Annotated in this window: 22 protein-coding genes and 1 other RNA gene; 7 read left to right on the top strand and 16 right to left on the bottom strand. The window is 24.4% G+C overall.

The annotated features are described in order from the left end of the window. Positions 1-24: 24 nt before the first annotated feature. Entirely contained in the window at positions 25-909 is an 885-nt protein-coding gene (dapA, locus tag ACTP5B_RS01065; protein ID WP_464829230.1) for a 4-hydroxy-tetrahydrodipicolinate synthase, read from the top strand. 40 nt (positions 910-949) lie between these two features. Further along, entirely contained in the window at positions 950-1147 is a 198-nt protein-coding gene (locus ACTP5B_RS01060) for a hypothetical protein (RefSeq protein ID WP_464829228.1), read from the top strand. Positions 1148-1289: 142 nt separating this feature from the next. Here the strand turns inward: ACTP5B_RS01060 and dapE are convergent, their stop codons facing one another. From dapE to ACTP5B_RS01040, 4 genes are all read right to left on the bottom strand, one after another. Continuing rightward, a complete protein-coding gene (gene dapE / locus ACTP5B_RS01055) occupies positions 1290-2417 on the bottom strand; it encodes a succinyl-diaminopimelate desuccinylase (RefSeq protein WP_464829226.1) in 1128 nt (375 codons plus the stop codon). A 112-nt stretch (positions 2418-2529) separates the two neighbouring features. Continuing rightward, positions 2530-4527 carry a transketolase gene (gene tkt / locus ACTP5B_RS01050; protein WP_464829224.1) on the bottom strand — a complete coding sequence of 666 codons (1998 nt, stop codon included), beginning with the start codon at positions 4525-4527 and terminating at the stop codon, positions 2530-2532. A gap of 55 nt (positions 4528-4582) precedes the next feature. Then, positions 4583-5536, bottom strand: coding sequence for a transaldolase (gene tal, locus ACTP5B_RS01045; protein WP_464829222.1), 954 nt, complete (start codon positions 5534-5536; stop codon positions 4583-4585). A gap of 274 nt (positions 5537-5810) precedes the next feature. After that, positions 5811-7031 (bottom strand): beta-ketoacyl synthase N-terminal-like domain-containing protein, encoded by a 1221-nt coding sequence (locus ACTP5B_RS01040; protein WP_464829220.1) that lies wholly within the window; start codon positions 7029-7031, stop codon positions 5811-5813. 140 nt (positions 7032-7171) lie between these two features. Between ACTP5B_RS01040 and rsmI the strand changes: the two genes are divergently transcribed. Further along, a complete protein-coding gene (rsmI, locus tag ACTP5B_RS01035; protein ID WP_464829218.1) occupies positions 7172-8020 on the top strand; it encodes a 16S rRNA (cytidine(1402)-2'-O)-methyltransferase in 849 nt (282 codons plus the stop codon). 34 nt (positions 8021-8054) lie between these two features. After that, positions 8055-8418, top strand: an RNA gene (gene rnpB / locus ACTP5B_RS01030) — RNase P RNA component class A. Between the two features lie 67 nt (positions 8419-8485). Here the strand turns inward: rnpB and pmbA are convergent. Continuing rightward, on the bottom strand, positions 8486-9826 hold the full coding sequence (gene pmbA, locus ACTP5B_RS01025) for a metalloprotease PmbA (RefSeq protein WP_464829216.1): 1341 nt from the start codon (positions 9824-9826) through the stop codon (positions 8486-8488). Positions 9827-10020: 194 nt separating this feature from the next. On the opposite strand from pmbA, the gene ppa reads away from it, so the two are divergent. After that, a complete protein-coding gene (ppa, locus tag ACTP5B_RS01020) occupies positions 10021-10551 on the top strand; it encodes an inorganic diphosphatase (protein WP_464829215.1) in 531 nt (176 codons plus the stop codon). A 34-nt stretch (positions 10552-10585) separates the two neighbouring features. Here the strand turns inward: ppa and ACTP5B_RS01015 are convergent, their stop codons facing one another. Then, a complete protein-coding gene (locus ACTP5B_RS01015; RefSeq protein WP_464829213.1) occupies positions 10586-13489 on the bottom strand; it encodes a translocation/assembly module TamB in 2904 nt (967 codons plus the stop codon). A gap of 377 nt (positions 13490-13866) precedes the next feature. Between ACTP5B_RS01015 and rpmB the strand changes: the two genes are divergently transcribed. Together rpmB and rpmG are read left to right on the top strand one after the other, a co-directional pair. Beyond that, complete coding sequence (gene rpmB, locus ACTP5B_RS01010; protein ID WP_464829212.1) at positions 13867-14091, top strand: 50S ribosomal protein L28; 225 nt, start codon at positions 13867-13869, stop codon at positions 14089-14091. Beyond that, positions 14091-14258, top strand: a complete 168-nt coding sequence (gene rpmG, locus ACTP5B_RS01005) for a 50S ribosomal protein L33 (RefSeq protein ID WP_014499249.1) — start codon at positions 14091-14093, stop codon at positions 14256-14258. The genes rpmB and rpmG overlap by 1 nt, the downstream gene beginning before the upstream one ends. Positions 14259-14352: 94 nt before the next feature. On the opposite strand, the gene fliR is transcribed toward rpmG, so the two are convergent. The 10 genes from fliR to fliF all read right to left on the bottom strand — a co-directional run bounded on the left by fliR (position 14353) and on the right by fliF (position 24414). Further along, positions 14353-15129 (bottom strand): flagellar biosynthetic protein FliR, encoded by a 777-nt coding sequence (gene fliR, locus ACTP5B_RS01000; RefSeq protein WP_464829210.1) that lies wholly within the window; start codon positions 15127-15129, stop codon positions 14353-14355. Beyond that, a complete protein-coding gene (fliQ, locus tag ACTP5B_RS00995; RefSeq protein WP_464829208.1) occupies positions 15129-15398 on the bottom strand; it encodes a flagellar biosynthesis protein FliQ in 270 nt (89 codons plus the stop codon). The genes fliR and fliQ overlap by 1 nt, the downstream gene beginning before the upstream one ends. 69 nt (positions 15399-15467) lie before the next feature. Beyond that, positions 15468-16604 (bottom strand): flagellar type III secretion system pore protein FliP, encoded by a 1137-nt coding sequence (fliP, locus tag ACTP5B_RS00990; protein WP_464829207.1) that lies wholly within the window; start codon positions 16602-16604, stop codon positions 15468-15470. Positions 16605-16615: 11 nt separating this feature from the next. Beyond that, a complete protein-coding gene (gene fliN / locus ACTP5B_RS00985) occupies positions 16616-17989 on the bottom strand; it encodes a flagellar motor switch protein FliN (RefSeq protein ID WP_464829206.1) in 1374 nt (457 codons plus the stop codon). Between the two features lie 136 nt (positions 17990-18125). Next, positions 18126-19262 (bottom strand): flagellar hook-length control protein FliK, encoded by a 1137-nt coding sequence (locus ACTP5B_RS00980; protein ID WP_464829204.1) that lies wholly within the window; start codon positions 19260-19262, stop codon positions 18126-18128. Between the two features lie 2 nt (positions 19263-19264). Beyond that, complete coding sequence (locus ACTP5B_RS00975; RefSeq protein ID WP_464829409.1) at positions 19265-19624, bottom strand: flagellar export protein FliJ; 360 nt, start codon at positions 19622-19624, stop codon at positions 19265-19267. A gap of 114 nt (positions 19625-19738) precedes the next feature. Continuing rightward, positions 19739-21145: a FliI/YscN family ATPase gene (locus tag ACTP5B_RS00970; protein ID WP_464829203.1), complete on the bottom strand. Its 1407-nt coding sequence runs from the start codon at positions 21143-21145 to the stop codon at positions 19739-19741. Next, the gene (locus tag ACTP5B_RS00965; RefSeq protein WP_464829202.1) at positions 21103-21765 is read right to left on the bottom strand and encodes a flagellar assembly protein FliH; all 663 of its coding nucleotides are present in this window, start codon (positions 21763-21765) and stop codon (positions 21103-21105) included. Before ACTP5B_RS00965 ends, ACTP5B_RS00970 begins: the two co-directional genes overlap by 43 nt. After that, a complete protein-coding gene (gene fliG / locus ACTP5B_RS00960) occupies positions 21758-22753 on the bottom strand; it encodes a flagellar motor switch protein FliG (RefSeq protein WP_464829200.1) in 996 nt (331 codons plus the stop codon). The genes ACTP5B_RS00965 and fliG overlap by 8 nt, the downstream gene beginning before the upstream one ends. Then, positions 22750-24414 carry a flagellar basal-body MS-ring/collar protein FliF gene (gene fliF / locus ACTP5B_RS00955; RefSeq protein WP_464829199.1) on the bottom strand — a complete coding sequence of 555 codons (1665 nt, stop codon included), beginning with the start codon at positions 24412-24414 and terminating at the stop codon, positions 22750-22752. The genes fliG and fliF overlap by 4 nt, the downstream gene beginning before the upstream one ends. Between the last annotated feature and the right edge of the window lie 110 nt (positions 24415-24524).

The following is a 24524-nucleotide window of genomic DNA, read 5'->3' as shown; positions in this document are numbered from 1 at the left end:
ATTTTTTATGGAGGAGGACCGCTAATGTTCAAAGGAAGTATTGTTGCACTGATTACACCCATGGATGAAAAAGGTCGGATTTGTCGTTCTAGTTTAGAAAGATTAATTAATTATCATATTAGGAATAAAACTAAAGCCATTGTTTCTATAGGAACCACTGGAGAATCCGCAACACTTAGTCAAGAAGAACACATAAATGTTGTCATGCTGACTTTAGAACTAGCAGACAAACGTATTCCAATTATTGCAGGAACGGGAGCAAATGCAACAACAGAAGCAATATCTTTAACAAAAAGATTTGAAAAATCCGGTGTTGCGGGTTGTCTAACAGTTACACCATATTATAACAGACCTACTCAAGAAGGATTATATCAACATTTCAAAGCCATTTCAGAAAATACTGAACTGCCACAAATTCTGTATAATGTTCCGAGTCGTACTGGATGTGATTTACTTCCAGAAACAGTTTATAAACTATCTAAGCTTGAAAATATCATAGGAATTAAAGAGGCAACTGGAGATTTATCAAGAATTAATAAAATAAAAGAATCAGTTAAAAGTAATTTTTTATTAATTAGTGGAGACGATGCAACAGCTTTAGATTTCATGCAATTAGGTGGTCAAGGTGTGATATCAGTAACAGCGAATGTTGCTGCAAAAGAAATGATGCAAATGTGTTCATACGCATTAAAAGGAAACTTTATTAAGGCCAGATCTATTAATAAACGCCTAATGTTATTACATGAAGCTTTATTTATAGAACCCAATCCTATTCCTATAAAATGGTTAGCTAAAAAAGTAGGATTAATAAAAAGTGATACACTTCGTTTGCCTATGACTCCTATTTTAGATACTACACGTTTTAAACTTGAAAAAGCAATGAAATATGCTAATCTTAAAATATTATAAAAAATTTTCAAAAAAAATAATTATATTTCAAATATTAAATATGTTTTTAATAACATCTTGTACATTAACAGATTTCCATAAAAATTATATTTTGAATTTTGATACTAAAAAACATGAGTTTAAAAAATTAATTATTCCAAAAGGAATTAGCATCCCTAGTCAAAAAGAAGAATACAGTATTCCTTATCAAGATAAAGATCTAGAAAAAGAAAGTTATGATATATTTCCTCCTATATAAAATATATAATTTTTTAAAAACATAATTAAGATTTAAAAAATATTTTTATTGATTTATAATAATTGTTGCAGACTATCTCCATGATATTCTGCATCATTTATAAAAAAATTAAAAATAAATTGTAAAAATATTTTTAAAAACATTAAGTTAATAACTTTTTCATAATATCTTCATACATATAACTTAATAATTGCAAATCAGATATTTTGACACATTCGTTAACCTTGTGAATTGTATTATTAATCAATCCTAATTCTACTACTTCTGAACCCATTAAGGAAATAAATCGCCCATCAGAAGTGCCGCCAGAAGTAGATAAGATAGGTTTTTTTTTATTAAAATTAAAAATAGACTGTATTACAGTTTCTATTAATAAACCTTTCTTAGTAAGAAATGGTTTTCCTGAAAATAACCATTTAATTGAATAATTAATGTTATTTTTATCTAGTATATTAACTATTTCAGATTGAATGTCTTTCTCAGATACTTCTGTGCTAAATCGAATATTAAACTGAACAAATAAAGATCCTGGAATAATATTATTCGTTCCGTCTCCTGCATGAATATTAGAAATATTTATACTAGTTGGTGAAAAAAAATTATTTCCACTATCTAACCGCATGGACAATATTTTTAAAATAATAGGCAATCCTTTATGTATAGGATTATCTGCTAGATCAGGATATGCAATATGTCCCTGTATTCCATTAATAGTTAAATTTGCCGTAATCGAACCACGTCGACCATTTTTTATAACATCACCAACTACCGAATTACTTGAAGGTTCACCAACTAAACAGTAATCAATAAAATCATTTTTAGAAATTAAATATTCTACTACTTTTATTGTTCCATTAACCGCACTAGATTCTTCATCGGAAGTAATCAGAAAAGATAAACGTCCACTATGGTTTGGAAATTTTTTTATGAATCTTTCAGTTGCAATAATCATTGCTGCTAAAGCACCCTTCATATCTGAAGAACCTCGACCAAATAAAAATCCATTTTTAATTACTGGTTCAAAAGGATTAGTATGCCAATCTTGACTTTGACCCGGTGATACTACATCTGTATGACCTGCAAATGTTAATGTTTTTCCTGCACCCCTAAAAGCCCAGAAATTTTTTGTATCATTAAAATTAATCACTTTAATTTTAAAACCTATTGCGGATAAACGCTTTATAATAATATCTTGACAACCTAAATCTTTTGGACTGATAGATGGGATAGAAATTAATTTTTGTGCTAATTTAGTGACTGAGCAAATCATGTTTTTCCTTATCTTTTATCGTATGTTGACATTATTAATAAATATTACTATTTTTTTAAAATCATGAGGCTATAACTCATCCTCATGATTGCTTAAAATTCTTTAATATAAGTTAAGATTTTAATAAATTTATTGATTTTTTAACTATATTTTCGACAGTGAAACCAAATTTTTTTAATAAATCTTCTGCTGGAGCAGAATCACCAAACGTTTTCATTCCAATAATTAAACCATTGATTCCTACATATTTATACCAAAAATCCTCTATACTTGCTTCAATTGCAATGCGCTTAGAAACATAAGACGGTAATATAAATTCTTTGTAAGAACTCTCTTGTTTATCAAAAACATTAGTAGAAGGCATTGATACTACACGTACAGAATAACCTAAAGAAACAAGTTTTTTTGCTGAAACTAAAGTGATATTTATTTCTGAACCAGTTGATATAAAAATAACATCGAGTGATTTTTTGGAATCATACAATATATATGCTCCACGAGAAATGTTATCTAATTGTTTAGCGTTTCTATCCAATTGAATAAGATTTTGACGTGATAAAATTAACGCTGTAGGTCCTGATTTTTTTTCGATAGCTTTTTTCCAGGCCACTGCTGTTTCTACTTGATCACTAGGTCTCCAAACATCTAAATTAGGAGTCATTCGTAAACTGGATAATTGTTCTATAGGCTGATGTGTAGGACCATCTTCACCCAATCCAATAGAATCATGAGTATATACAAAAATATGCTTAGTATTCATTAAAGCTGCCATACGAACTGCATTACGTGCATATTCAACAAAGATTAAAAATGTAGCAGTATAAGGAATGAACCCTCCATGATGAGATATACCATTTGCAATAGCTGTCATACCAAATTCACGAACTCCATAATGAATATAATTTCCAGATAAGTTATCTAGTATCGAATTAGAATAAGACGACATAGTTAAGTTACTTGGTGATAGATCTGCTGAACCACCTATTAATTCAGGTAACATTTCAGAATACTTTTCTAGTGTATTTTGTGATGCTTTACGACTAGCAATATTTTTTCTATTGTCTTGTAAAAAGCGAATATAATCCCTGGTTTTTTCATTCCAATTTAAAGGCAAATCTTTATTCATTCGTCTTAAGTATTCGATTGATAAATCAGGATATTTAGATTTATACGAAGAAAACTTTTTATTCCATTTTTTTTCAAGTTCAAAACCTTGTTCTATGAAATTCCATTTTTTATAAATTTTTTCAGGTATTTCAAAAGGAGGATAATTCCAATGTAATTGTTTTCTAGTTAAAGAAATTTCCATTTCACCAAGCGGAGCTCCATGTGATTCTGCTGTACCTGATTTATTAGGAGAACCAAAACCAATAATAGTATTACAAATAATAATAGAGGGTTTGTTTTTTATTAATTTTGCTTCTTTAATACTTTTTTTTATAGATTCTGAATCATGACCATTCACAGAATTCACTACATGCCAATTGTAAGATTCAAAACGTTTTGCTGTATCATCAGTAAACCAATTAGATGTTTTTCCATCTATTGAAATCCCGTTTTTATCATAAAAAACAATTAATTTTCCAAGATTTAAAGTTCCTGCTAAAGAACATACTTCATGAGAAATGCCTTCCATTAAACAACCATCACCAATAAAAACCCACGTATAATGATCAACTATATTATGTTCTGGTCGATTAAAATAAGAGCTTAAAGTTCTTTCTGCAATAGCCATACCAACAGCGTTTGCTAATCCCTGTCCTAATGGGCCAGTAGTTGTTTCAACGCCAGGTGTTTCACCTGTTTCAGGATGTCCAGGTGTTTTTGAATCAAGTTGTCTAAAATTTTTCAGTTCTTCTATTGATAAATCATATCCTGAAAGATGCAACAAACTATACAACAACATTGAACCATGTCCATTGGATAGTATAAATCGATCACGATTATGCCAATTAGGATTTTTGGGATTATGTTTTATAAAATCTCTCCATAAAACTTCGGCGATATCTGCCATACCCATAGGCATGCCAGGATGGCCTGATTGTGCATTTTGTACGGCATCTACACTTAATATGCGAATTGCATTAGCTAATTCTCTTCGTGAACACATATATTTTCCTTTTAGATGAAAAAATTTAAAATCAATTTTTATTTTTTAAATCTATTTATATTTTTTTAGAAAGCATTTCTTCTAAATATAATTGATCTTGTCCAAAATTACGTATACCTTCAGATAACTTTTCTGCTGCCATCGCATCTTGATTATGTTCCCATCGAAACTCTTCTTCAGAAAGTTCTTTTATAGGAGGAGATAAAACAAATTTAGGTGGAGTGAGCTGTCTTTCAATTTTCCCAGTATTAGATTGAAGTTCTTTTAATAAAACAGGTGAAATAGTTAATCGATCACATCCAGATAAATATAATATTTGTTGAATATTACGGAAGCTAGCCCCCATAATAATAGTTTTATAATCATACTTTTTATAATATTCATATATTTTACAAACAGATATTACACCTGGATCTTTTCCAGAAAAAGATTTAGATAGTAAATCTTGAGAAATATACCAATCGTAAATACGTCCAACAAATGGAGATATTAAAAAAACATTTGCTTCTGCACAAGCACGTGCTTGTGCAAAAGAAAATAAAAGAGTTAAATTGCACAGAATATTATCTTTTTTAAGTTCTTCTGCAGCTTTTATACATTCCCATGTAGCAGCTAATTTAATTAAAACTCTATTCCTAGAAACTCCTTGCTCTTCGTATAAATTAATTAATTTTTTTGCTTTCAAAACACATTTTTCCATATTAAAAGATAAACGAGCATCCACTTCACTAGATACATAACCAGGTATTTTTTTTAAAATTTCTATTCCGATATCGACTAATATTTTATCACTTGCATTAATTATTTTTTCTGAATATAAACCCCCTTTCTTTCTTGCGTATTTTATGGCTTGATCAATAAAAATCTGATTAATACTTGAATTCACTGCTTGCAGTATTAAAGATGGATTAGTAGTTGCATCCTCTGGTTTATATTTGCAAATAGATTCTATATCACTAGTATCAGCAACAATCTTTGAAAATTTTTTTAAAGCATCAAGTTGATTCATATTTAACTTCTCTTTTTTAAAAAAAAAATAATATAAATTTAAAATATATTAATTAAAAATAATAAATATATATTTCACTAAATATTTATTACGTAGACATTATAATAATAATAAAAAATCATTTTAATATTAAAATATTAAAATGATTTTTCCTGACTAGCACTATTTAAACACAGATAAAATATATTTTTTCTTAATATTAAAATAACTTTTAAAAAATGCATAAATATTTTCAATACATCATATAAATTAGAATCATTAGTGATAGAACATATTAATATTTTTTTATTATTAATGAGACATTAGCACCACCGAAACCAAAACTATTAGACATAGCTGTATTAATATTTGCTTTTGTAGTTTTTTGAATAATATTCATATTTTCTGCAAAAGATTCCAATTTTTCAATATTAATAGAAGGAGCTATAAAATTGTATTTTAACATTAATAAAGTATAAATAATTTCATGTACTCCTGAAGCTCCTAATGAATGACCTGTTATTGATTTTGTTGCTGAAATCATTGGTTTTTTTTCGTTTAAAAATACTTTTTTAATTGCTTTTAGCTCTACTAGATCACCAATTTTCGTAGAAGTTCCATGTACATTCAGATAATCGATAGATATGCTTTTATCTTTTCTTGCTAAATTCATACAACGAAATGCTCCGCTACCTGAAGGCAAAACCATATTAAAACCATCAGATGTTGCAGCATACCCTATGATTTCTGCATAAATACGAGCAGAACGAGATAAAGCAGAATTTAATTCTTCAATAACTAATATTCCCGCTCCACCTGAAATAACAAAACCATCACGATTTATATCATAGACACGTGATGCTTTTACAGGATTATTATTAAAATGAGCAGAAAGAACTTTCATTGCATCGAATTGACTGGCTAATTCTAAACTTATTTCTTCGCCCCCACCTGCAAAAATAAGATCTTGTTTACCAATTTGAATTAATTCAAATGCATTGCCAATACAATGAGCAGAGGTAGCACAAGCTGAACTTATAGAATAAGTTATTCCATGAATTTGAAATAAAGTAGACAAACAAGCTGATATGTTAGAAGGCATGTTTTTAACTGCAAGATAAGGACTAACACTGTTAGAAAAACATGTGTTTTTCATCATATTTATATCAGTTTTTAAAAAACTTTTTGAAAAACTACATCCTGATCCAGTAATTAATCCAATACGAGAATTTTTTTGATACTCTTTATTTTTTAATTTTGCATCTTTAATAGCTTCAACCATAGCTACAAAAGAATATCTAGCAGCATTATTCATAAATCGAGACGATTTTTGTGCTACCATATCTATATTCTTTAATTTAATATTACCCCAAACATTACTGCGCATGCCTAATTTTTTCATTTCTTCTGAAAAAACAATTCCAGAAGCTCCATTATATAAAGAGTTAAGCACTTCTTTCTTATTATTACCAATACTAGAAACAATCCCAATTCCTGTTATAACTACTCGTCTCATTTTTAATCTCTATGCTTATAAAAAATCATATATTAAATTAAAATTAACAGTACAAACCTAAAAATTTTATATTTAAATAAAAAATTTAAATTAAGTTTTAATTATTATCACACATATCACAATATTTTATGGATAAAAAAATGAATGAATTATATATGGGTATTCTTTATATTGTACCAACACCTATCGGTAATCTTTCAGATATTACTTATAGAGCATTGGAAATATTAAAAAATGTTCATCTAATTGCAGCTGAAAACATACAACACACTAATATTTTACTTCAACATTTCAATATTAAAAACAATTTAATATTAATGAATAAAGACAATGAAAAAAAACAAAGTGATAACTTAATTAAAAAACTAAAAAAAGGAGAAAAAATTGCCTTGGTTTCTAATGCAGGTACTCCAGTTATTAATGATCCAGGTGTAATATTAATAAAAAAATGTCATGTTTTAAATATAAAAGTCATTCCCCTTCCAGGACCTTGTGCTGCTATTACAGCATTAAGTGCTTCTGGAATAATAAATAGCAGTTTTTGCTATGAAGGGTTTCTACCTTCTAAAAAAAAAATGAGATGTGATTTACTTCATTCTCTGAAAGAAGAAAAAAGAACAATTATTTTTTATGAATCAAAGTACAGAATACTACGAAGTATGCAAGATATAATAGAACAAATAGATGAAAATAGACATATAGTAATAGCAAGAGAAATTACAAAAAAATGGGAATCTATTTATGGAGCGAAAGCACATTTAATGCTTCAGTGGCTTAAAAACGATAAATATCGTTATAAAGGAGAAATGGTAATTATTATTGATGGTTTTAAAAAATTAGATGCGTATAATATACCACAAAATATATTAGATACATTTTTCATATTGAGAAAATTTCTTTCATTAAAAAGATCAGTTTTAATTACTTCTCAAATACATAAAATTAATAAAAATAATTTATATCAATATGCAATAAAAAAAGAACAATGACAAAATTATTAAAACAATGTATTATTCATTGATTGAAGTTGACCAAACAGTCGCTGTTTAGTTTCTGGAAATTAAAGAGAGGAAAGTCCGGGCTCCATAGAGCAGGGTGCCAGATAACATCTGGAAAGCGCAAGCTTATGACTAGTGCAACAGAAAATAAACCACCTATTTTATAAAAAATATGGCCAGGGTGAAAAGGTGTGGTAAGAGCACACCGCATAATTGGCAACAATTTATGGCATGGTAAACTCCACCCGGAGCAAAGTCAAATATAGGTTGAATTATTCTGTATTGCTCGTACTTTATAAACCTGGGTAGACTGCTTGAATTAGTAAGTGATTACTAATCTAGATGAATGACTGTTGAAACAGAACCCGGCTTATAGGTCAACTTCTAATCCAAAAAAATTTTGTAAAGGTAATAAATCTATTACCTTTATTTTTTTAAAACATAATAAAATACAATTTAATTTCCAGAAATTTGTATTTTAGATAATAATACCGAACCACATTGAATATTATTGCGTCTATCAATATCGTTACTAATTCCAATAATATCATTCCACATATTTCGTAAATTCCCAGATATCGTAATTTCGTTGATAGGATAAGATATTTTTCCTTTTTCAACCCAAAAACCCACTGCTCCACGTGAATAATTCCCACTAATTATATCTATACCTTGTCCCATTAATTCTGTTACTAATATACCGTTATTCATCTTTTTTAAAAGTTCTTTAAAGGATATTCCGCTATTCGAAACTAACCAATTATAAATTCCACCGCAATTTCCTGTGCTTTCTAAATTTAGTTTGCGGGCATTATAACTATTTAATAACCACGTTTGTAATATTCCATTTTTAATAATGTATTTTTCTTTTGTAATTACACCTTCATTATCAAAAGGTTTGCTTCCTAAACCTTTCTTTAAGTGGGGATCTTCTTCAATATTAAGCCAATCAGGAAAAATTCTATTTTTTAAATCATTGATTAAAAATGTATATTTCTGATAAACATTATCGCCACTAATAGCACTGGCAAGATGTGAAAAAAAAATATGAGATATTTCTGATGAAAAAATAACTGGAGACTTCATGGTGTGTATTTTTCGAGAACCTAATCTAGAGATAGCTCGTTTAGCAGTTCTCTGGCCTAGTATTTCTGGTCCCACTAAGTCATCTATTTTTCTCGAAATAGAATAATCAAAATCTCTTTGCATGGAGTTTTTATCTTGAGCAATCATACAATTATAAGTTGAATAACGAGTAGATTTATATTTTTCTAAAACACCTAAACTATTGCCAAAAACATTTACGGTTGTATGACTATTAAAAAAACTACCTTCGCTATTAGTAATTCTTTTATCAAATTTAAAGGCTGATTTTTCTAATAAAATAGAAAAATTAATTGCTTTTTCCAAATTAAATTCCCATGGATGAAATAAATCAAGTTCCATGGAACGAAAACATAAAAGTTTTACATCTGGCAAACCTGAAAAAAAATCTGAAGAAGAATAATTTGAAATGTTAATAGCCATTTCTAACATTTTTTTAATACTATCAATACTAAAATTTTTAGATGAAACACTACCTTTAGAAAACTTATTATAAACTGTTATAAATAGCGCACCATCGCTATTAAATTCTACATTTTCAATAATGCTATTTCTAATTTTAATACTGATACCTATTGTTTTTTTTATAAATACTTCAATAGCGATATTTTTATTTTTAGGTAATTGAAGAGTTTTTTTTACTGTATTTAAAAGAAACAATTCTTCTTTTTCTATTTCTCTAATTAATTGCATATATGTAAATCCTTAGAAGTATGTTTTTATATACAAATATTATATTCAAAAACACTTAAAATTAAAATAAATTACTTTATATAAAGTGTAGATATAATTATTCTTCAATGTTAAAATTTTTTTAAACTTGTAACTTTATTCAATCATTTTATTAAAAAATCGATCGAATAAATATTATTTTATTAAGGAAGAAAATGAATTTTAACAACATTATTGCAGGTGATAATATCCCAAATGATATATACGTCATCATAGAAATTTCTGCAAATTCATCCCCTGTTAAATATGAAATAGATAAAAAATCAGGCATGCTTTTTGTGGATCGATTTATACCTACTCCAATGTTTTATCCTTGTAACTACGGATATATTAATCAAACTTTATCTTTAGACGGTGATCCTTTAGATGTTTTAGTATCTTCTCATTATCCAATACAAAATAACTGTGTCATTCACTGCAAACCAATTGGAATCTTAAAAATGCATGATGAATCAGGAGACGATGCTAAAATTATAGCTGTACCAAAAAGCAAGATTTGTCAAGATTATAAAAATATAAATGATATATCAGATATATCAGAATTATTAAAAAAACAAATTTCTCATTTTTTTCAATATTATAAAAATTTAGAAAAAGAAAAATGGGTAAAAATTATTGGGTGGGGAGATTGTCAAGATGCGAAGTCAGAAATTAAAATTGCATATGAACGTGCTAAAAAAATATAACATATTTCAAAAAAATAAAATTTTTTAATAAAAGTTAAAAAATAAAATTTTTTTCGTTAATTTTAAAATAAAATAAAGCAAACTTTATATATCCAATCAAATCATATTTAGAAAATAAATAATGTAAATTCAATTCAGAAGAAAATTTTACTTTCATTTTAGAAAAAACTGATACTGATATTTTTTTACTATTAAAAAAAAGAGTCCATTCGATATTATCGGGATTCTTAAAAAATGGATTCAATGTAAATAATATATTTCCTTGTTTCATTACGATTTCTTGATCAATTTTTATAGCATCTAACTTACCTGTAAAATAAGGAAAAAATAAAGTTATATACTTTAATATCTTGTTACTTTTAATGAAAATATTTTGAAAACTAACATCAGCCGAAACTTTAGGCTGATCAAAAGTTCCAAAAAATTTTATTTTGCTTTGAAAAATACCATTTACTTGTTTGAAGTTTGCTGTAAAAAAATTTATGAAAGAAAAAGGAAAATTAGAAATATTAAATTTACCATTTATAATTTTTTTATCATAAATATCTGCAATATTTAAATATCCAATAATATTTTTATCTTTTAATAGACTATTTATTTTTTTGACTGTCCATTTACTTTCAAAATTGTTTTTTATTAAATTAATAGATATTTTTAAATAATCTATATTCTCAATTAAAAATTTTTTGTTTATCTTTTTTTGTAATTCAACATGATTACCTATTAATATTATTTTCCCATAAGAAATTCTTTTTCCTAATATCCATTTGAATTTTGAATTAATAGATAATTGACTTTTAAAATTAAAAAGCAATGGATCAAATATATTTAAAAAAGACATCTTTGCATCATATAAAGTTGATAAAAAAATATTGCTTTTTTTAATACTCATCTTATAAAAATTATTAATATCATCATTTGAATCATGATAATCGATTAAATTATTTTTTTTTGCAGTTATTTGTCCCCAAAAAGTTTTTATATTAATTTTTTTAAACAGACCATGCCAATTTCCTGTCTTTTGATTAAAAGTTCCATTTATCATGAAATTTATATACAATGAACGACTTTTTAATAAAAAAGAAAAATTTTGTTTATAATTATTCGAACTAGCTTGTATATGCAAGGTATTAACATGAAAATTATAAAAATTTATTTTTTTTGCATCTATCATCATATTTCCCAAAAATTTATTTTTAAGATTAATTTTTGTAAGTATTTTCAATTTTTTTAAATATGTATTATCCCAATCTAAATTAGTAGCTAACATATTACTAGTTATATTAGAAAAACAAGAATCACTATTAAAATTTATTTTTGCTTTAATTTTACCGTTTAAATTAGGTAAAAAATAATCTAAATTATCAGCATTAAAAGTAGAATAAATTTTATTCTTTTTTCCTAATAAACCTCTTAAATATAATTTATTATTTCCTAACAATATATTCATTCCAGGAATTTCTATAATATTTAAATTTTTATAAGATACAGAACCTAGTATAGAGAATTTTTTTCTCATTACATTGCCATTTAAATTTATTTTAGGAGCATATAAATTATACGTTTTATCAGTTTTCCCTTTTATATTAATATTTCCTATTAATCTTAATATATATTCATTATATTTGATATTATCTGCAGAATTAATTATTTTTTTAAAGAATTTTTTTTCTTTCATTGGAACTAATTTAATTTTTTTTAAAAATATATCTTTTAAATTACCTTCACCTTGAACATTCATACAAACTGAAGGTAAACCTTTTAAAGTAAAAACATTTTTTAAAGATAAAAAATAATTATTTATTTTCCCTTTTAATAAACCATTGAAATAATCTATTTTAAATATAGATTTTTTTTTAATTGACCAGAATAGATTTTTCATTTTTAATTTTATAAAAAATGGATAATCTAAATTATTTAAAAGTATTGAACCATACATTTGAATTTTATATAAATCTTTAGAATTTAACTGAAATACCAATTTTTTATATGTATTCAAATTAGATCTAAATGAAAAATTTATAATTCTATTATGCAATCTTGGTATCAGTATTCTGTTATTCATAAAACATGAAATTGAATGATTATTAAAATAGATGCTTCCATGAGAATTTATTTGCAAAAAAGAAGAAATTAATTTTATTTTTTTAATTTTTAAAATACTATTTTCTTTTTTAGCTTTTAACTCTAATTGAAAAATATTATGATTTTTACTTTTTGAGAGCTCTATTTTATTGCATTTTAAAAATTTTAAATTAATATTAAATGGAATAAAATTTATTTTTACATTTGAAAAAAAATGTAAAAAACTATATATTTTTTCAGTACTATTAATTTTTTTTTTAAAAATTAATTTTTTTAAAATATTTTTTTTTTTAAAATTAACTTTCTCAGATGACAAACGAATAGAATCTATATAAGTAGGTGAAAAAATAATATGGTTATCAATTAATTTAAAACCGCTTAAAACATTTAAAAAAAATATATTCATTTTAGGAAATTTTAAAAAAATTTTATCAGCATGTATTTTTTGGAAAATTACAGGATATTTTATAAAAATATTTTTTTTTATAATATTAGAAGATAAATTTTTTTTAAAAAAGTTGGAAGATATATTTTCCCTTAATGAAACAATTAAATTTTTTGTTTCAATTTTTTTTAAAATTGTTGTAATTTTAAACAAAGATCTAGGATCTAGTATCACGTGCACACTATTAGCTGCTATTGTAATTCCAAAAATATTATATTTAATATTTTTTAATGTAAAATCACGCCAATTACCTGATATTTCTTCTGCTTTTAATCCTATAAAAAAACGATTAGTAAAATTAAATAACCATTTAAATCCTATGTTACTTTCTACGAATAATAAAAAAATTAAAAAAAATACAGAAAAAAAAATCAAAGATTTAGATAAGAATCTCTGATATATATTCATAAAAATATACTCATAAAATTGTCTTGATTTACCATTAAATTATAAATATAAAAATTAATTTATAATAAACCGACTGATATTTAAAATAATATATTTTATATTAAAAATAATAAAAAAACGATATTTTTCTATTTTCTTGAGATCTTTAAAAATATTTGAAAATCAATTAATATTATTTTTGAAACTAATTTAAATATTTTTTAAAAAATAAATTTTATTTTTTGACAAACATCAAAAATTAAACAACTATTATAGTTTTTTATAATATGTTAAAATATTTTTTTTGTTTTGTAAAAATGATACTTATCATATTTTTTGATTTAAAGTATATATCTTTGATTTTACAAATATAAAATTTTAATTTGAGAGAAAAAATTATGTCACGCATATGTCAGGTTACTGGCAAAAAAAGAATGATTGGTAATAATCGATCTCATGCTATGAACGCAACTAAAAGAAAATTTTTAATAAACATTCAATATCATCGATTTTGGCTGGCTGATGAAAAAAGATTTATTAAATTACGTGTTTCAGCTAATGGAATGCGTTGTATTGATAAGAAAGGGATTGAAGCAGTAATAAAAAAAATAAAGGTAAATTAATGGCTAAAAAAACTCGAGAAAAAATAAAAATGATATCATCTGCAGGAACAGGACATTATTACACTACAACTAAAAATAAAAGAAATACACCTGATAAATTAAAATTTAAAAAGTATGATCCAGTGATTCGCAAACATGTTTTATATAACGAAGGAAAAATTAAATAAAAAATAAAGACTAAAGTATAATTTTTTTAAAATTATACTTTATTGATAAAATATTTTGAAATATTTAATTTAATTAAATTTATAATAATTAAAGTTATAAACGTGAAAATGTATTATTTATAAAAAACATCAAATCATCTAATATTTTTTCAAAAAAAGGAAATGTAACAGGTATTAAAAAATATAACATTAGTATCCCAACTAGTAAATTTAATGCGAATCCAATAGAAAAGATAGATATTTGAGGTGATAAACGATTCAATAAACTCATTATAAATCCAAGAGATAATAAAACAATCATAATTGGCAAAATAAATAATATACTATTTAAAAAAATATAACTGCAGAATTTCAATAAAGAAAAAAAAATATTTACATTTAAAAAATAACTATCAATAGGCATGCTATAAAAGCTATTGATTAATATAGAAATTAAATAAAGATGAGTATTAAGGATTAGAAAAAAGAATACAGTTAAAACACTTAATAAACGAGATATGATAGAAGTACCGATATGACTATTATTACTAAAGAAAGTCGCAAATGATAAACCCATTTGTAATCCTACGATTTCACCAGATAAATTGACTGTGACAAATAACAATTGAGCAGTAAAACCCAAAACAATACCAATTAAAATTTGTTCTATAAGTAATAAAAATCCAAAATATGAAAATAATGCGGTATGAACTTCAGGTAAAAAAGGAAATACTAACCAACTAATTATGATAGATAAAACAATTTTATTCTTTTTGTTAATAAGTTTCTCGTTAAAAATAGGAGCAGCAGAAAAAAAAGATAAAATCCTCACCATAGGCCAAAAAAAATTACTAATTAAAGTTATCAACTCCAAACTATTAAATGTTAACATTATTTGATAATCAATGGTATATTATTAAATAAATTATGCATGTAATCCAGCATAACACCTAACATCCAAGGTCCAAGAATTAATATTACACCTAAAACAGAAATAATTTTAGGAATAAACGATAAGGTCTGCTCATTAACTTGTGTAGCTGCCTGCAACACGCTAATAACTAAACCACTGATTAAAGATGCTAATAATAATGGCGACGCAATAATTAATGCAACTGTTATAGCATTATGAAATAATTCCATTACATATTCAGATGTCATAAATAAACATCTCCATTTTAAGAGTTCATTTAAAATTATTTACAATACATAAAATATTTTATTAAAATATTATGTGTTAAAACTTTGTGCTAATGAAGTGATTAAAAGTTGCCATCCATCTGCTAAAACAAACAACATTAGTTTAAAAGGCAAGGAAATTGTTGAAGGTGGTACCATCATCATACCAAGCGCCATTAGTACACTTGCTACAACTAAATCAATAATTAAAAAAGGTATAAAAATAGTAAATCCGATTTGAAAAGCAGTTTTTAATTCACTAGTAATAAATGATGGTAACAAAATTCGCATTGGTATATCATTTTTATTTTCATAATGAGACATTTTTGCTAATTTTGAGAACAATTCTAAATCAGATATACGTGTTTGATCTAACATAAATTTCTTTAAAGGAAGAGAACCTTTTGAGATGGCATCTTCCATGCTAATCTTTTCTTCACTGAATGGCACATAGGCATCTTTATAGATTTTGTCAAATGTTGGAGACATAATAAAAAAAGTTAAAAAAAGCGCTAAACCAAGTAATATTTGATTTGGTGGTGCATATGGAGTTCCTAAAGCATTTCGCAATAAACCAAAGACAATAACAATCCTTGTAAAACTAGTCATCATTAAAAGAAATGCTGGAAGAAAAGTTAAAGACGTTAAAAACACTAATGTTTGTACTGGTACAGACCAAGTTTGTCCACCATCTTCTAAAATGTGACTTGTTAATCCAGGCATTTCTGCACGAACAGTTGGACAAAGCAATAATAAAAATAAAAATGGAACAATTCGATAAAACATTGTTTTTTTCCAGGATATTTTAGAAAAATTTTTTAAAAAATGATTAAAAGATTTTTTTTTAAACAGAATTTTTTCTGTTTTTTTTATTTTTTCATCTTTTAAAGATGAGCATGTATATAAATGAGTAATATTTTTTGTCGTTACACCTAATACTAATCTTACTTTTTCAACTTCTATAAGAACAACGGATTCTTGAGACCCAACAGACAATCTATCTATAATTTTCATGCAAGAGATTGTTTTATTAATTTTAAAAAAAGAAATCTTTTTTAAGATCCAACTTAAAAATAATATTAATAATATTATTTCAGACAATGAACTAATTATTTGATAAAATTTTTCATTATTAAATATCGATTGAAAATTATTGAATATTGACTCAAAAAACACATTATTTTTCATAAAATTTAAATTTAAGATACAATTTTTATATTTTTTAAAGAATTTTTTATCTTTGTGATACGAAGACCATATTTTTTATCTAAAACTACAATTTCACCTGAAGCAATTAGATAACCGTTAATAAAAATATCTAATGGTTCTTGTGTTGATTTGTCTAAAATTAACATGCTTCCTTTTGAAAATTTAAGGAAATCTTTAATTTTTATTTTTGATTTTCCTAATTCCACAGTTATGTTAACACATGTATTTAGCAAAACATGTTTACTATCTATTGAATTTTTAAAATTATTTAATTCACTTTTATTTGAATTTTCTTCAAATAATAAATTTTTATTAGTCTCGACACTCTTAGATATTTTTTTTTCAGAATCGATTAATTTTTTACTATCAGAGTTTTTCTTTATATTACTCATTAGAGCATCCTTATCCTTATCTTGATTAGACTCTAAATTATTATTAATAAATTCTTCTATAAAAACAATAGATTGTTCATTAAACCTTTTATATTTACCAAAAAATATAGGTTTGCCTTCTATAAATCCTGTAATACTATTAGGTTTTTCGATTAATAAAACATCGCCTATCGATAAATTATAAAGTTTATTATATGAAACGGAAACGTCAATTATATTAGATATAATGTTTAGTTCAACGTTATATATATCATTAAAAGAAATTGTATTTTCGATATTTTTTTTTATTTCATAATCATTACTCAGTGAAACAACTATTTTTTTGTTTATGTATTTCAGTATTGAAATTGGGATTAAAATATTAAAACAAACTTCTATATTTTTAATATTAAAATTAAAAGAATTAATTGCAAATACTGTATTAATATTAAAATTATAATTTTTAAAATCAAAAAATGTTTTTTGATGAATAAAATTAATTTCTGATGAAAAATATTTTTTATAAATTTCTGATAAGGAAATTATCATAAATTTAATTATTTTTTTATTTATCAGATTTTCAGTAGATGTTATATCTTTTATTTTTCTATTTTCATTGATAAAACTGCCCTGACCTCCAAATAGAATATCTATGATAATAGATAAAAAATCATAAGAAAAAATTATAAAAGATTGATTTTTATGAGGTAATATTTCTACTAAATTAAAATATCTTGCATTTTTTATAATTTTATCATCAATATTACAAGATCCGATTCTTGTATTGCAAGAAACTAATTGTATATTATTTTTAGTAAAACTAAAAAAAATATCCGTAAACTCTTTTGCAAAAGAGTTATTAATATTTTCTAAAATTTCAATTTCATATTCTTTTAAAGTTGTAATTTTATCTTTTTTATAAGAAAAATGGAAATTTTTCTCATTTTCATAAAATTTTTTAATTTTATTTAATGAATTATTACTTTTCCCCATTTTTATACTCCATAGGTAAAATCTATCAAAAGACAAGACGAAAATTTCGATTTTTTATATTGATTAGCATATTTTTTTTTAAAATCAAAATTCTAAATTATTTATCAAACATATTATTTATCAAGCATATTATTTATCAAACATATATATCAATTGGTTTGTTTTGAATTGAATCTAAATTTTTTTCATAAATGTTAAATTTTTTTTTAAAATTATTTATATTATAAATATTTTTATAAAGTTTAATTTTTTTATTTTGCAAAGAACTGCAAATATTAAATTCTTCCAGTTCAATTCCATTTTTTGTTAATGCACTACGCAAAAAAGGAATATATTTATCTAGAAACGTTCTGACAGCATTGCAATTAGATACAAACTGCAATTTAGCAGCATTATTTTTCATATTAATTAAAACATGTATAGATCCTAAATGCTCTGGTTTTAAATGTATTTCTACTTGATTGTTTTTATTAGAAATTGATAAAAGTATTTTATGATTAATTAACTTTTTCCATTCAATAGAATTTTGTGTATCATTTAACATCAATGGTTTTATATTTGATTTAATATATTCCGGTTTATTGAAAAACCTTAACAAACTTTTTCTATTAATTATATTGTCAATATTATCTATTTTTCTAGAAACAAATAAAATATCTTTGTTCTTTTTTAAATCTAATGGAAAAATTATTTGTTTTTCATATTTTGTAATTTTTTTATTATTTTGATTAACATCAGAATCATTTATTTTTTTAAAATTTAAATTATTTTTTATATTTGTATTGTTTAACTGATGCATTTGACTTAATTGAATCTTATTTTTTTTAAATTTTCTTGATAATTTGCCTATTTTTAATGTTTCTAATATTTGTTTAATTTTATATTTTTGAAAATTTTTTAAATCTCTTGAGTCATGAATAGTATCTGATAAATTATTTTGATCTTTATCTAGTTTTTTTTTTTGTATTTGATTATTTTTAATATTATCAAATTTTTTAGAATTAAAATTTATGTTTTTTTGATTTAAAATATTCAATGAATTATTGCTAATAAAACTAGCACATAAAACATTTTTATCATCATTATCATCTTTTTTTTCTTCTATAAAAAAATCGTCGAATTCTATTTTTTTTCTAATTAGATACTGATTTAAATGATGAAAAGAAGATTTTGAAAAATCTGTTTTGTAATTTTTATCAAAAAAATTACTTTTTTTATCAGAAACAAAGTTTTTATCCAATACGATGTTGCAAATCATTTCTAACATTATCATCATTATCCTTTGGTTAAAAATTTTAATTGAGTATAGTTATCATTTATTTCTTCTTCTCGTACTTTTTTTATCTTTGATATTGTTTTTTTATTAATCATATTTAAATGTTCCCAAACTTTTAATTTTATTTTTTTTTTAGACCATATTTTTAAATTTTCTTCAATGATTTTTTGATTTTTTTTAATTATATTCATATTTTCATTAATAACAACTTGTAACATTGAAATAAAATTTTTATAGTTTTTCCATTGACGTATAGAGACTCCTAATATCATTTGATTATGTATTTTATTTAAATATTCTTGTTGATAATTAATTAACAGTTTTAATTGTTCACTATTCTGTTTGTTTTTTAAAAAAATATTTTTAATATCAATTGTTTTTCTTTCTATTTTTTTTTTTCTATTATTTCTAATAAAGCAAATGAAAATTTTTTATATTTCATCAGTATAAAATATCCAGTTATATTTGAAAAGTTAAAGAAATATCTCATTTAGTGCTTGACAAGAAAAAGAATAATCACTTTTTTCTAATTGATCTTGTTGTAAAAATTTTTCTATTTTTGGCCAAATTTTAACAGCATGATCTAAAATTGAATCGGTTCCAGTCACATAAGCACCTACATTAATTAAATCTCTATTTCTTTGGTAAGAAGCAATTAATTTTTTAAAATAACAAGCTTGATTTTGTTGTTGAGAATTAATAATATCAGGCATAACACGACTGATAGAAGATTCTATATCAATTGCAGGATAATGACCTAAATCAGCATAATAACGAGATAGTATAATATGTCCATCTAATATAGAACGAGCAAGATGTGAAATTGGATCTAGTTCATCCTCACCCTCGGTTAAAACTGTATAAAATGAAGTAATTGAAGCTGTCGTTTTATTAGCTATTCCTGTACGCTCGACTAAATTAGGAATTTTTGAAAATATAGAAGATGGATAACCTTTAGAAATAGGCAATTCTCCTAAAGATAATGAAATTTCTCTTTGCGCCATAGCATAACGAGTTAAAGAATCCATAATCAACAATACATGTTTATTCTTTTTATAAAAATATTCTGCAATATTAGCAGCATAAGATGCTGCTTGTATTTTTAATAAAGGAGATGCATCTGCAGGAGCTGCAATAACTACTGATCGTGATAATCCCTCAATACCTAATATGTTGTCTATAAAATATTTTACTTCTCGACCTCGCTCTCCGATAAGAGCTATAATAATAACATCAGCTTTGGTATATTTTGCCATCATACCAAGTAAAATGCTTTTACCAAGACCAGAACTAGAAAAAATTCCTATTTTTTGACCTCTTCCAATAGTCAATAACCCATTAATAGCACGTATTCCAGTATCTAATACTTCAGTAATTGGAGTTCTATATAATGGATTAATACTATTACTTTTTATCGAAGTATAATGTTTAGGATCAAACTTGGGCAATTGATCTAAAGGTTTGCCACGACCATCTAATACTCTTCCTAATAATTCTAAACATAATGGTATTTTTTTTGTAATGCAATAATCTACATCAGTTCCTAATTTTGAAAAAACACGACAACCAGGAAAAATACCATGAATTTCTTCAAAAGATAACAACAAAGTTTTTTCTCCTGAAAAACCAATGACTTCAGCATGAATATTTGCATTTTTATCATCTATTTTTCTTTCAATAAAACATTCTGAACCAATTGGTAATTTTAATCCTACAACTTCTAAAACCGATCCATTAACACCAACAAGATGACCATAATTAATAATATCAGACAGTCCCTCAATTTTACTTTCAAAAGAAGAAAACTTTTTTAAAAATTGAGCAAATCTTAAATTCATTAATATTCCTCTGAATAAATAAGACGGCATAATTCCTGCCATCTGGCATCTAATGTAGCATCTATGTGAATATTTTCTGATTTAATTTTACAACCATTTAAATCAATACTATCATCGCAAACTAACATCCATTTATAGGTATCTAAAAAATCTTTAAATGTTCTTTCGATTAATTTTTTATTTTTAGGATGAATTATAAGTTGTGGTTTTTTTAGAAATATTCCGTCTTTTTTAATAATTTTTTTTATACGATCGATTAAAATAGATTCATCAATTTTAATATTTTTACCAATCACATAAGATGAAATTTTTAAAATTGTTTTTAATAATTGAAAAAATAGTTCATTTTCAAAAACAACTAAAGAATTTTCGAAATTTAAAAACAAACTATTCAGTTTATTTTTTAATACAAGATTGTCTTCTTGCCCTTTTAGCAATCCTTTTTGAAAACCGATCTCATATTCTCTTGTTTTTGTTAAATCTATTTCAAGTTCTTTTTTATTACTGATATATTTTTTTTCTTTTTTTTGATCTGTCAAAAAATCTTCTTTTTGAAATTTATCAGAATAAAATAAAGTCTTTTTATTTTTTTTTGTATCTTTTAAACGTATTGTTTTTGGATACCATCGCGTCCATTTTTTTTCTAAGATCGAATTAGGCATAATACTCTCTTAAATTTTTTAATGAAATATTTCCATTTTCCATAATACTCTTAATCATTATTAAAATTAATTTTTGTTCGTTTTTTATAGAGTTCTCAGAAATATAAGATTTTTTCTGCAAGTTTAAAGACAGTGTATTAGATTCTATCTCCGTCATATTTTTAAAAAACTTGTCCCTAATAGAAGTATTAGTATTTTGAAGTGCAATATATAATTTTTCTTGTTCTATATTTTCGATTAAAATTTTAATATATTTATCATCTACATCTACTAAGTTTTCAAATAAAAATATTTCTTCGACAATTTTATCTGCTAACTGTTTATTAAATTTACTAATTTTTTTTATCGTTTCTTTTTCATGTTTTATTTTCATCAAGTTCAAAATTTTAACAGCGGCTTTTATACCTCCTTTTTCTGATAAGATTAATTTTTTATTTTTTAATAAATTGTTAATTACTCTATTTAATTCTACTAAATTAGATTCTTCAATACCACGAAAATCTATAATTCTTAATATAATTTCAGCTCGTTTTTTATCACTCAGAAATGAAAGAACTTGAGCTGATTGATTTTTGTCTAAATAAACAAGTATCGTAGTAACAATTTGTGGGTGTTCGTTATCTAATACAAACGCTACCTGTTGAGCTTTCATGTAATTAAGTGCTTTGATGCATATTTTAGCATTACGAATTTCTAATGCTTCTTGTAAAAGAGAGTTGCCTTTTTTTTCTCCTAATGCTTTAGTTAACATATTAGTAAGATATTTATCACTATTATTGCAATTAAAAGCATTGTTTTTTATCGCAAGATCATAGCATTCTAGAAGAATATCATTTAACTTCTGATCAGAAACTTTTTTGACATTTACCATGGCATTAATAAGTTCTTGCACTTCAAAAGGAGTCAAATGTTTTAATATTTCTCCTGCTTGATCAGATCCTATTGCTATTAATAACAATGCACTTTTTTCAGTACCATTTAAAATCATATTTTATCACTCATCCATTGACGAATAATCAACGCTATAGTACGTGGATTCTGATTAGATATATTAGAAATCTGATGAATTAATTTATCTAGTTTCATGTTTTTTTTAGCATCTAATTGAGCCATATTTTTTTCTAAAATATTATTTTGTTCTATATTTTTCTCTTTTTGAATAACTTTTTTATTTTCAAAATCATTATTCTTGGAAACAGGACAAAAATATTTTTTTAATAATAAAAAAAGAAATAAAGAAGACAATAACCATGGTGTAATAGTAAATAAAAAATTTGATAATTGGAATTTATTTACATTATTTATGTGTACTGGTATTTTTGGATTGTATTTAGCAAAAGACGCATTAACTAAATGAATACTATCTCCTCGAGATCTAGAATATCCTATTGCTTCTTTTATTAATTTTTCAATATTTTTTGTTTTTTCCTTAGTTAAAGAAACAAGTTTCCCATTTTTATCTTTAGTAAAATTAACAATGACTGCCGCTGATAACCTTTTTACTTCCCCTATATTCATTTTAGTGTGCAATACACTATGATTTAATTCATAATTTATAGTATCATCATGATGAATGTTACTATGAAAAGGAAAAGAATCGTTTTTTAAACTTTTTTTCATGGAATTTAATTTTTTTATATCTTCATAATCTTGATTTTTCTTATTGGAATAAATGTCGTTTTTAGATAAAGAATTCGCTATATCTTCTTTTTTAATTGTTTTTTCTACTTCATCAAAGATGCTTTTTTGATGAGATCTTATTGATTGATTTTTATGATCAGTATTCGGTGAATATTTTTCCTGTGTTTTTTCTTGTGCGTTAAAATCTATCTGCGCAGTTACTTGAGCATAAACATTGCCTATTCCGACTAATGGCTCTAAAATATTTTTTATTCTATTTCTATAACGAGATTCAATATCTTCAGAATATTTAAAACGTAAATCATTAACTTCGTCATATTCTAAAGAATTCTGATTTAACAATTTTCCAAATTGATCTACGATAGTAATATTTTCTAATGAAAGATTAGATATACTACTTGAAACTAAGTGTAATATTGCATTGATTTGTCCTTTATCTAATATTCGTCCTGTCTGCAATTCTAAAATCACAGAAGCTGATGCTTTTATTTTATCCTGCAAAAATAATGATGATTTAGGAAATGCTATATGTATTCTAGCACTTTTTACAACATTAATTCGCTGTATAGTTCTAGCTAGTTCACCTTCTAAAGCACGTTGATAATTTATTTGTTCATTAAATTGGCTTAATCCAAATTTTTCTTTATCTAATAATTCAAATCCCACACCCCCACTACTTCTGGGAAGATTATTTTCTGCTAAATGTAAACGAATTTCATAAATTTTATTTTTCGGAACTGATATTTGACCTGAAATATCAGTAAATTGATAGGGAATCTTCATTTGATTTAGTTCATTAATAATAGCTCCGCCATCTTCGTTCGATAAATGATTATATAAAACTTGATACTCGGGAGATTTAATCCATATTGAAACAGAAACAGCAGTAATAACTGCAGCTGTTAATAAAATAATTAAAACACGAGAATTTTTTAAAAAGCGTGAAAAAAAATTACTTAATTTTTTTTTCTCTTTTAAAACTGAATCTTCTATAGTACTGAAATTCATGAAATCTTCCTATCTGAATAATTAGTTCTAAATAAATTTAGTGATAATGTAAAAATCTCACTAATAGTACGAAATAAAAAATTTCTTATTAAATTATTGTTTAATTAAAA

It is taken from the genome of Buchnera sp. (in: enterobacteria), from assembly GCF_056343165.1.
Note: the sequence above shows the minus strand (reverse complement) of the source record. Positions and strands in the feature narration are given on the sequence as shown.

Excerpts from the sequence above, each read along its gene's own strand:
- dapA (WP_464829230.1), top strand. The coding sequence starts at position 25 with ATGTTCAAAGGAAGTATTGTTGCACTGATTACACCCATGGATGAAAAA.
- ACTP5B_RS01060 (WP_464829228.1), top strand. The coding sequence starts at position 950 with ATGTTTTTAATAACATCTTGTACATTAACAGATTTCCATAAAAATTAT.
- dapE (WP_464829226.1), bottom strand. The coding sequence starts at position 2,417 with ATGATTTGCTCAGTCACTAAATTAGCACAAAAATTAATTTCTATCCCA.
- tkt (WP_464829224.1), bottom strand. The coding sequence starts at position 4,527 with ATGTGTTCACGAAGAGAATTAGCTAATGCAATTCGCATATTAAGTGTA.
- tal (WP_464829222.1), bottom strand. The coding sequence starts at position 5,536 with ATGAATCAACTTGATGCTTTAAAAAAATTTTCAAAGATTGTTGCTGAT.
- ACTP5B_RS01040 (WP_464829220.1), bottom strand. The coding sequence starts at position 7,031 with ATGAGACGAGTAGTTATAACAGGAATTGGGATTGTTTCTAGTATTGGT.
- rsmI (WP_464829218.1), top strand. The coding sequence starts at position 7,172 with ATGAATGAATTATATATGGGTATTCTTTATATTGTACCAACACCTATC.
- pmbA (WP_464829216.1), bottom strand. The coding sequence starts at position 9,826 with ATGCAATTAATTAGAGAAATAGAAAAAGAAGAATTGTTTCTTTTAAAT.
- ppa (WP_464829215.1), top strand. The coding sequence starts at position 10,021 with ATGAATTTTAACAACATTATTGCAGGTGATAATATCCCAAATGATATA.
- ACTP5B_RS01015 (WP_464829213.1), bottom strand. The coding sequence starts at position 13,489 with ATGAATATATATCAGAGATTCTTATCTAAATCTTTGATTTTTTTTTCT.
- rpmB (WP_464829212.1), top strand. The coding sequence starts at position 13,867 with ATGTCACGCATATGTCAGGTTACTGGCAAAAAAAGAATGATTGGTAAT.
- rpmG (WP_014499249.1), top strand. The coding sequence starts at position 14,091 with ATGGCTAAAAAAACTCGAGAAAAAATAAAAATGATATCATCTGCAGGA.
- fliR (WP_464829210.1), bottom strand. The coding sequence starts at position 15,129 with ATGTTAACATTTAATAGTTTGGAGTTGATAACTTTAATTAGTAATTTT.
- fliQ (WP_464829208.1), bottom strand. The coding sequence starts at position 15,398 with ATGACATCTGAATATGTAATGGAATTATTTCATAATGCTATAACAGTT.
- fliP (WP_464829207.1), bottom strand. The coding sequence starts at position 16,604 with ATGAAAAATAATGTGTTTTTTGAGTCAATATTCAATAATTTTCAATCG.
- fliN (WP_464829206.1), bottom strand. The coding sequence starts at position 17,989 with ATGGGGAAAAGTAATAATTCATTAAATAAAATTAAAAAATTTTATGAA.
- ACTP5B_RS00980 (WP_464829204.1), bottom strand. The coding sequence starts at position 19,262 with ATGATAATGTTAGAAATGATTTGCAACATCGTATTGGATAAAAACTTT.
- ACTP5B_RS00970 (WP_464829203.1), bottom strand. The coding sequence starts at position 21,145 with ATGGCAGGAATTATGCCGTCTTATTTATTCAGAGGAATATTAATGAAT.
- ACTP5B_RS00965 (WP_464829202.1), bottom strand. The coding sequence starts at position 21,765 with ATGCCTAATTCGATCTTAGAAAAAAAATGGACGCGATGGTATCCAAAA.
- fliG (WP_464829200.1), bottom strand. The coding sequence starts at position 22,753 with ATGATTTTAAATGGTACTGAAAAAAGTGCATTGTTATTAATAGCAATA.
- fliF (WP_464829199.1), bottom strand. The coding sequence starts at position 24,414 with ATGAATTTCAGTACTATAGAAGATTCAGTTTTAAAAGAGAAAAAAAAA.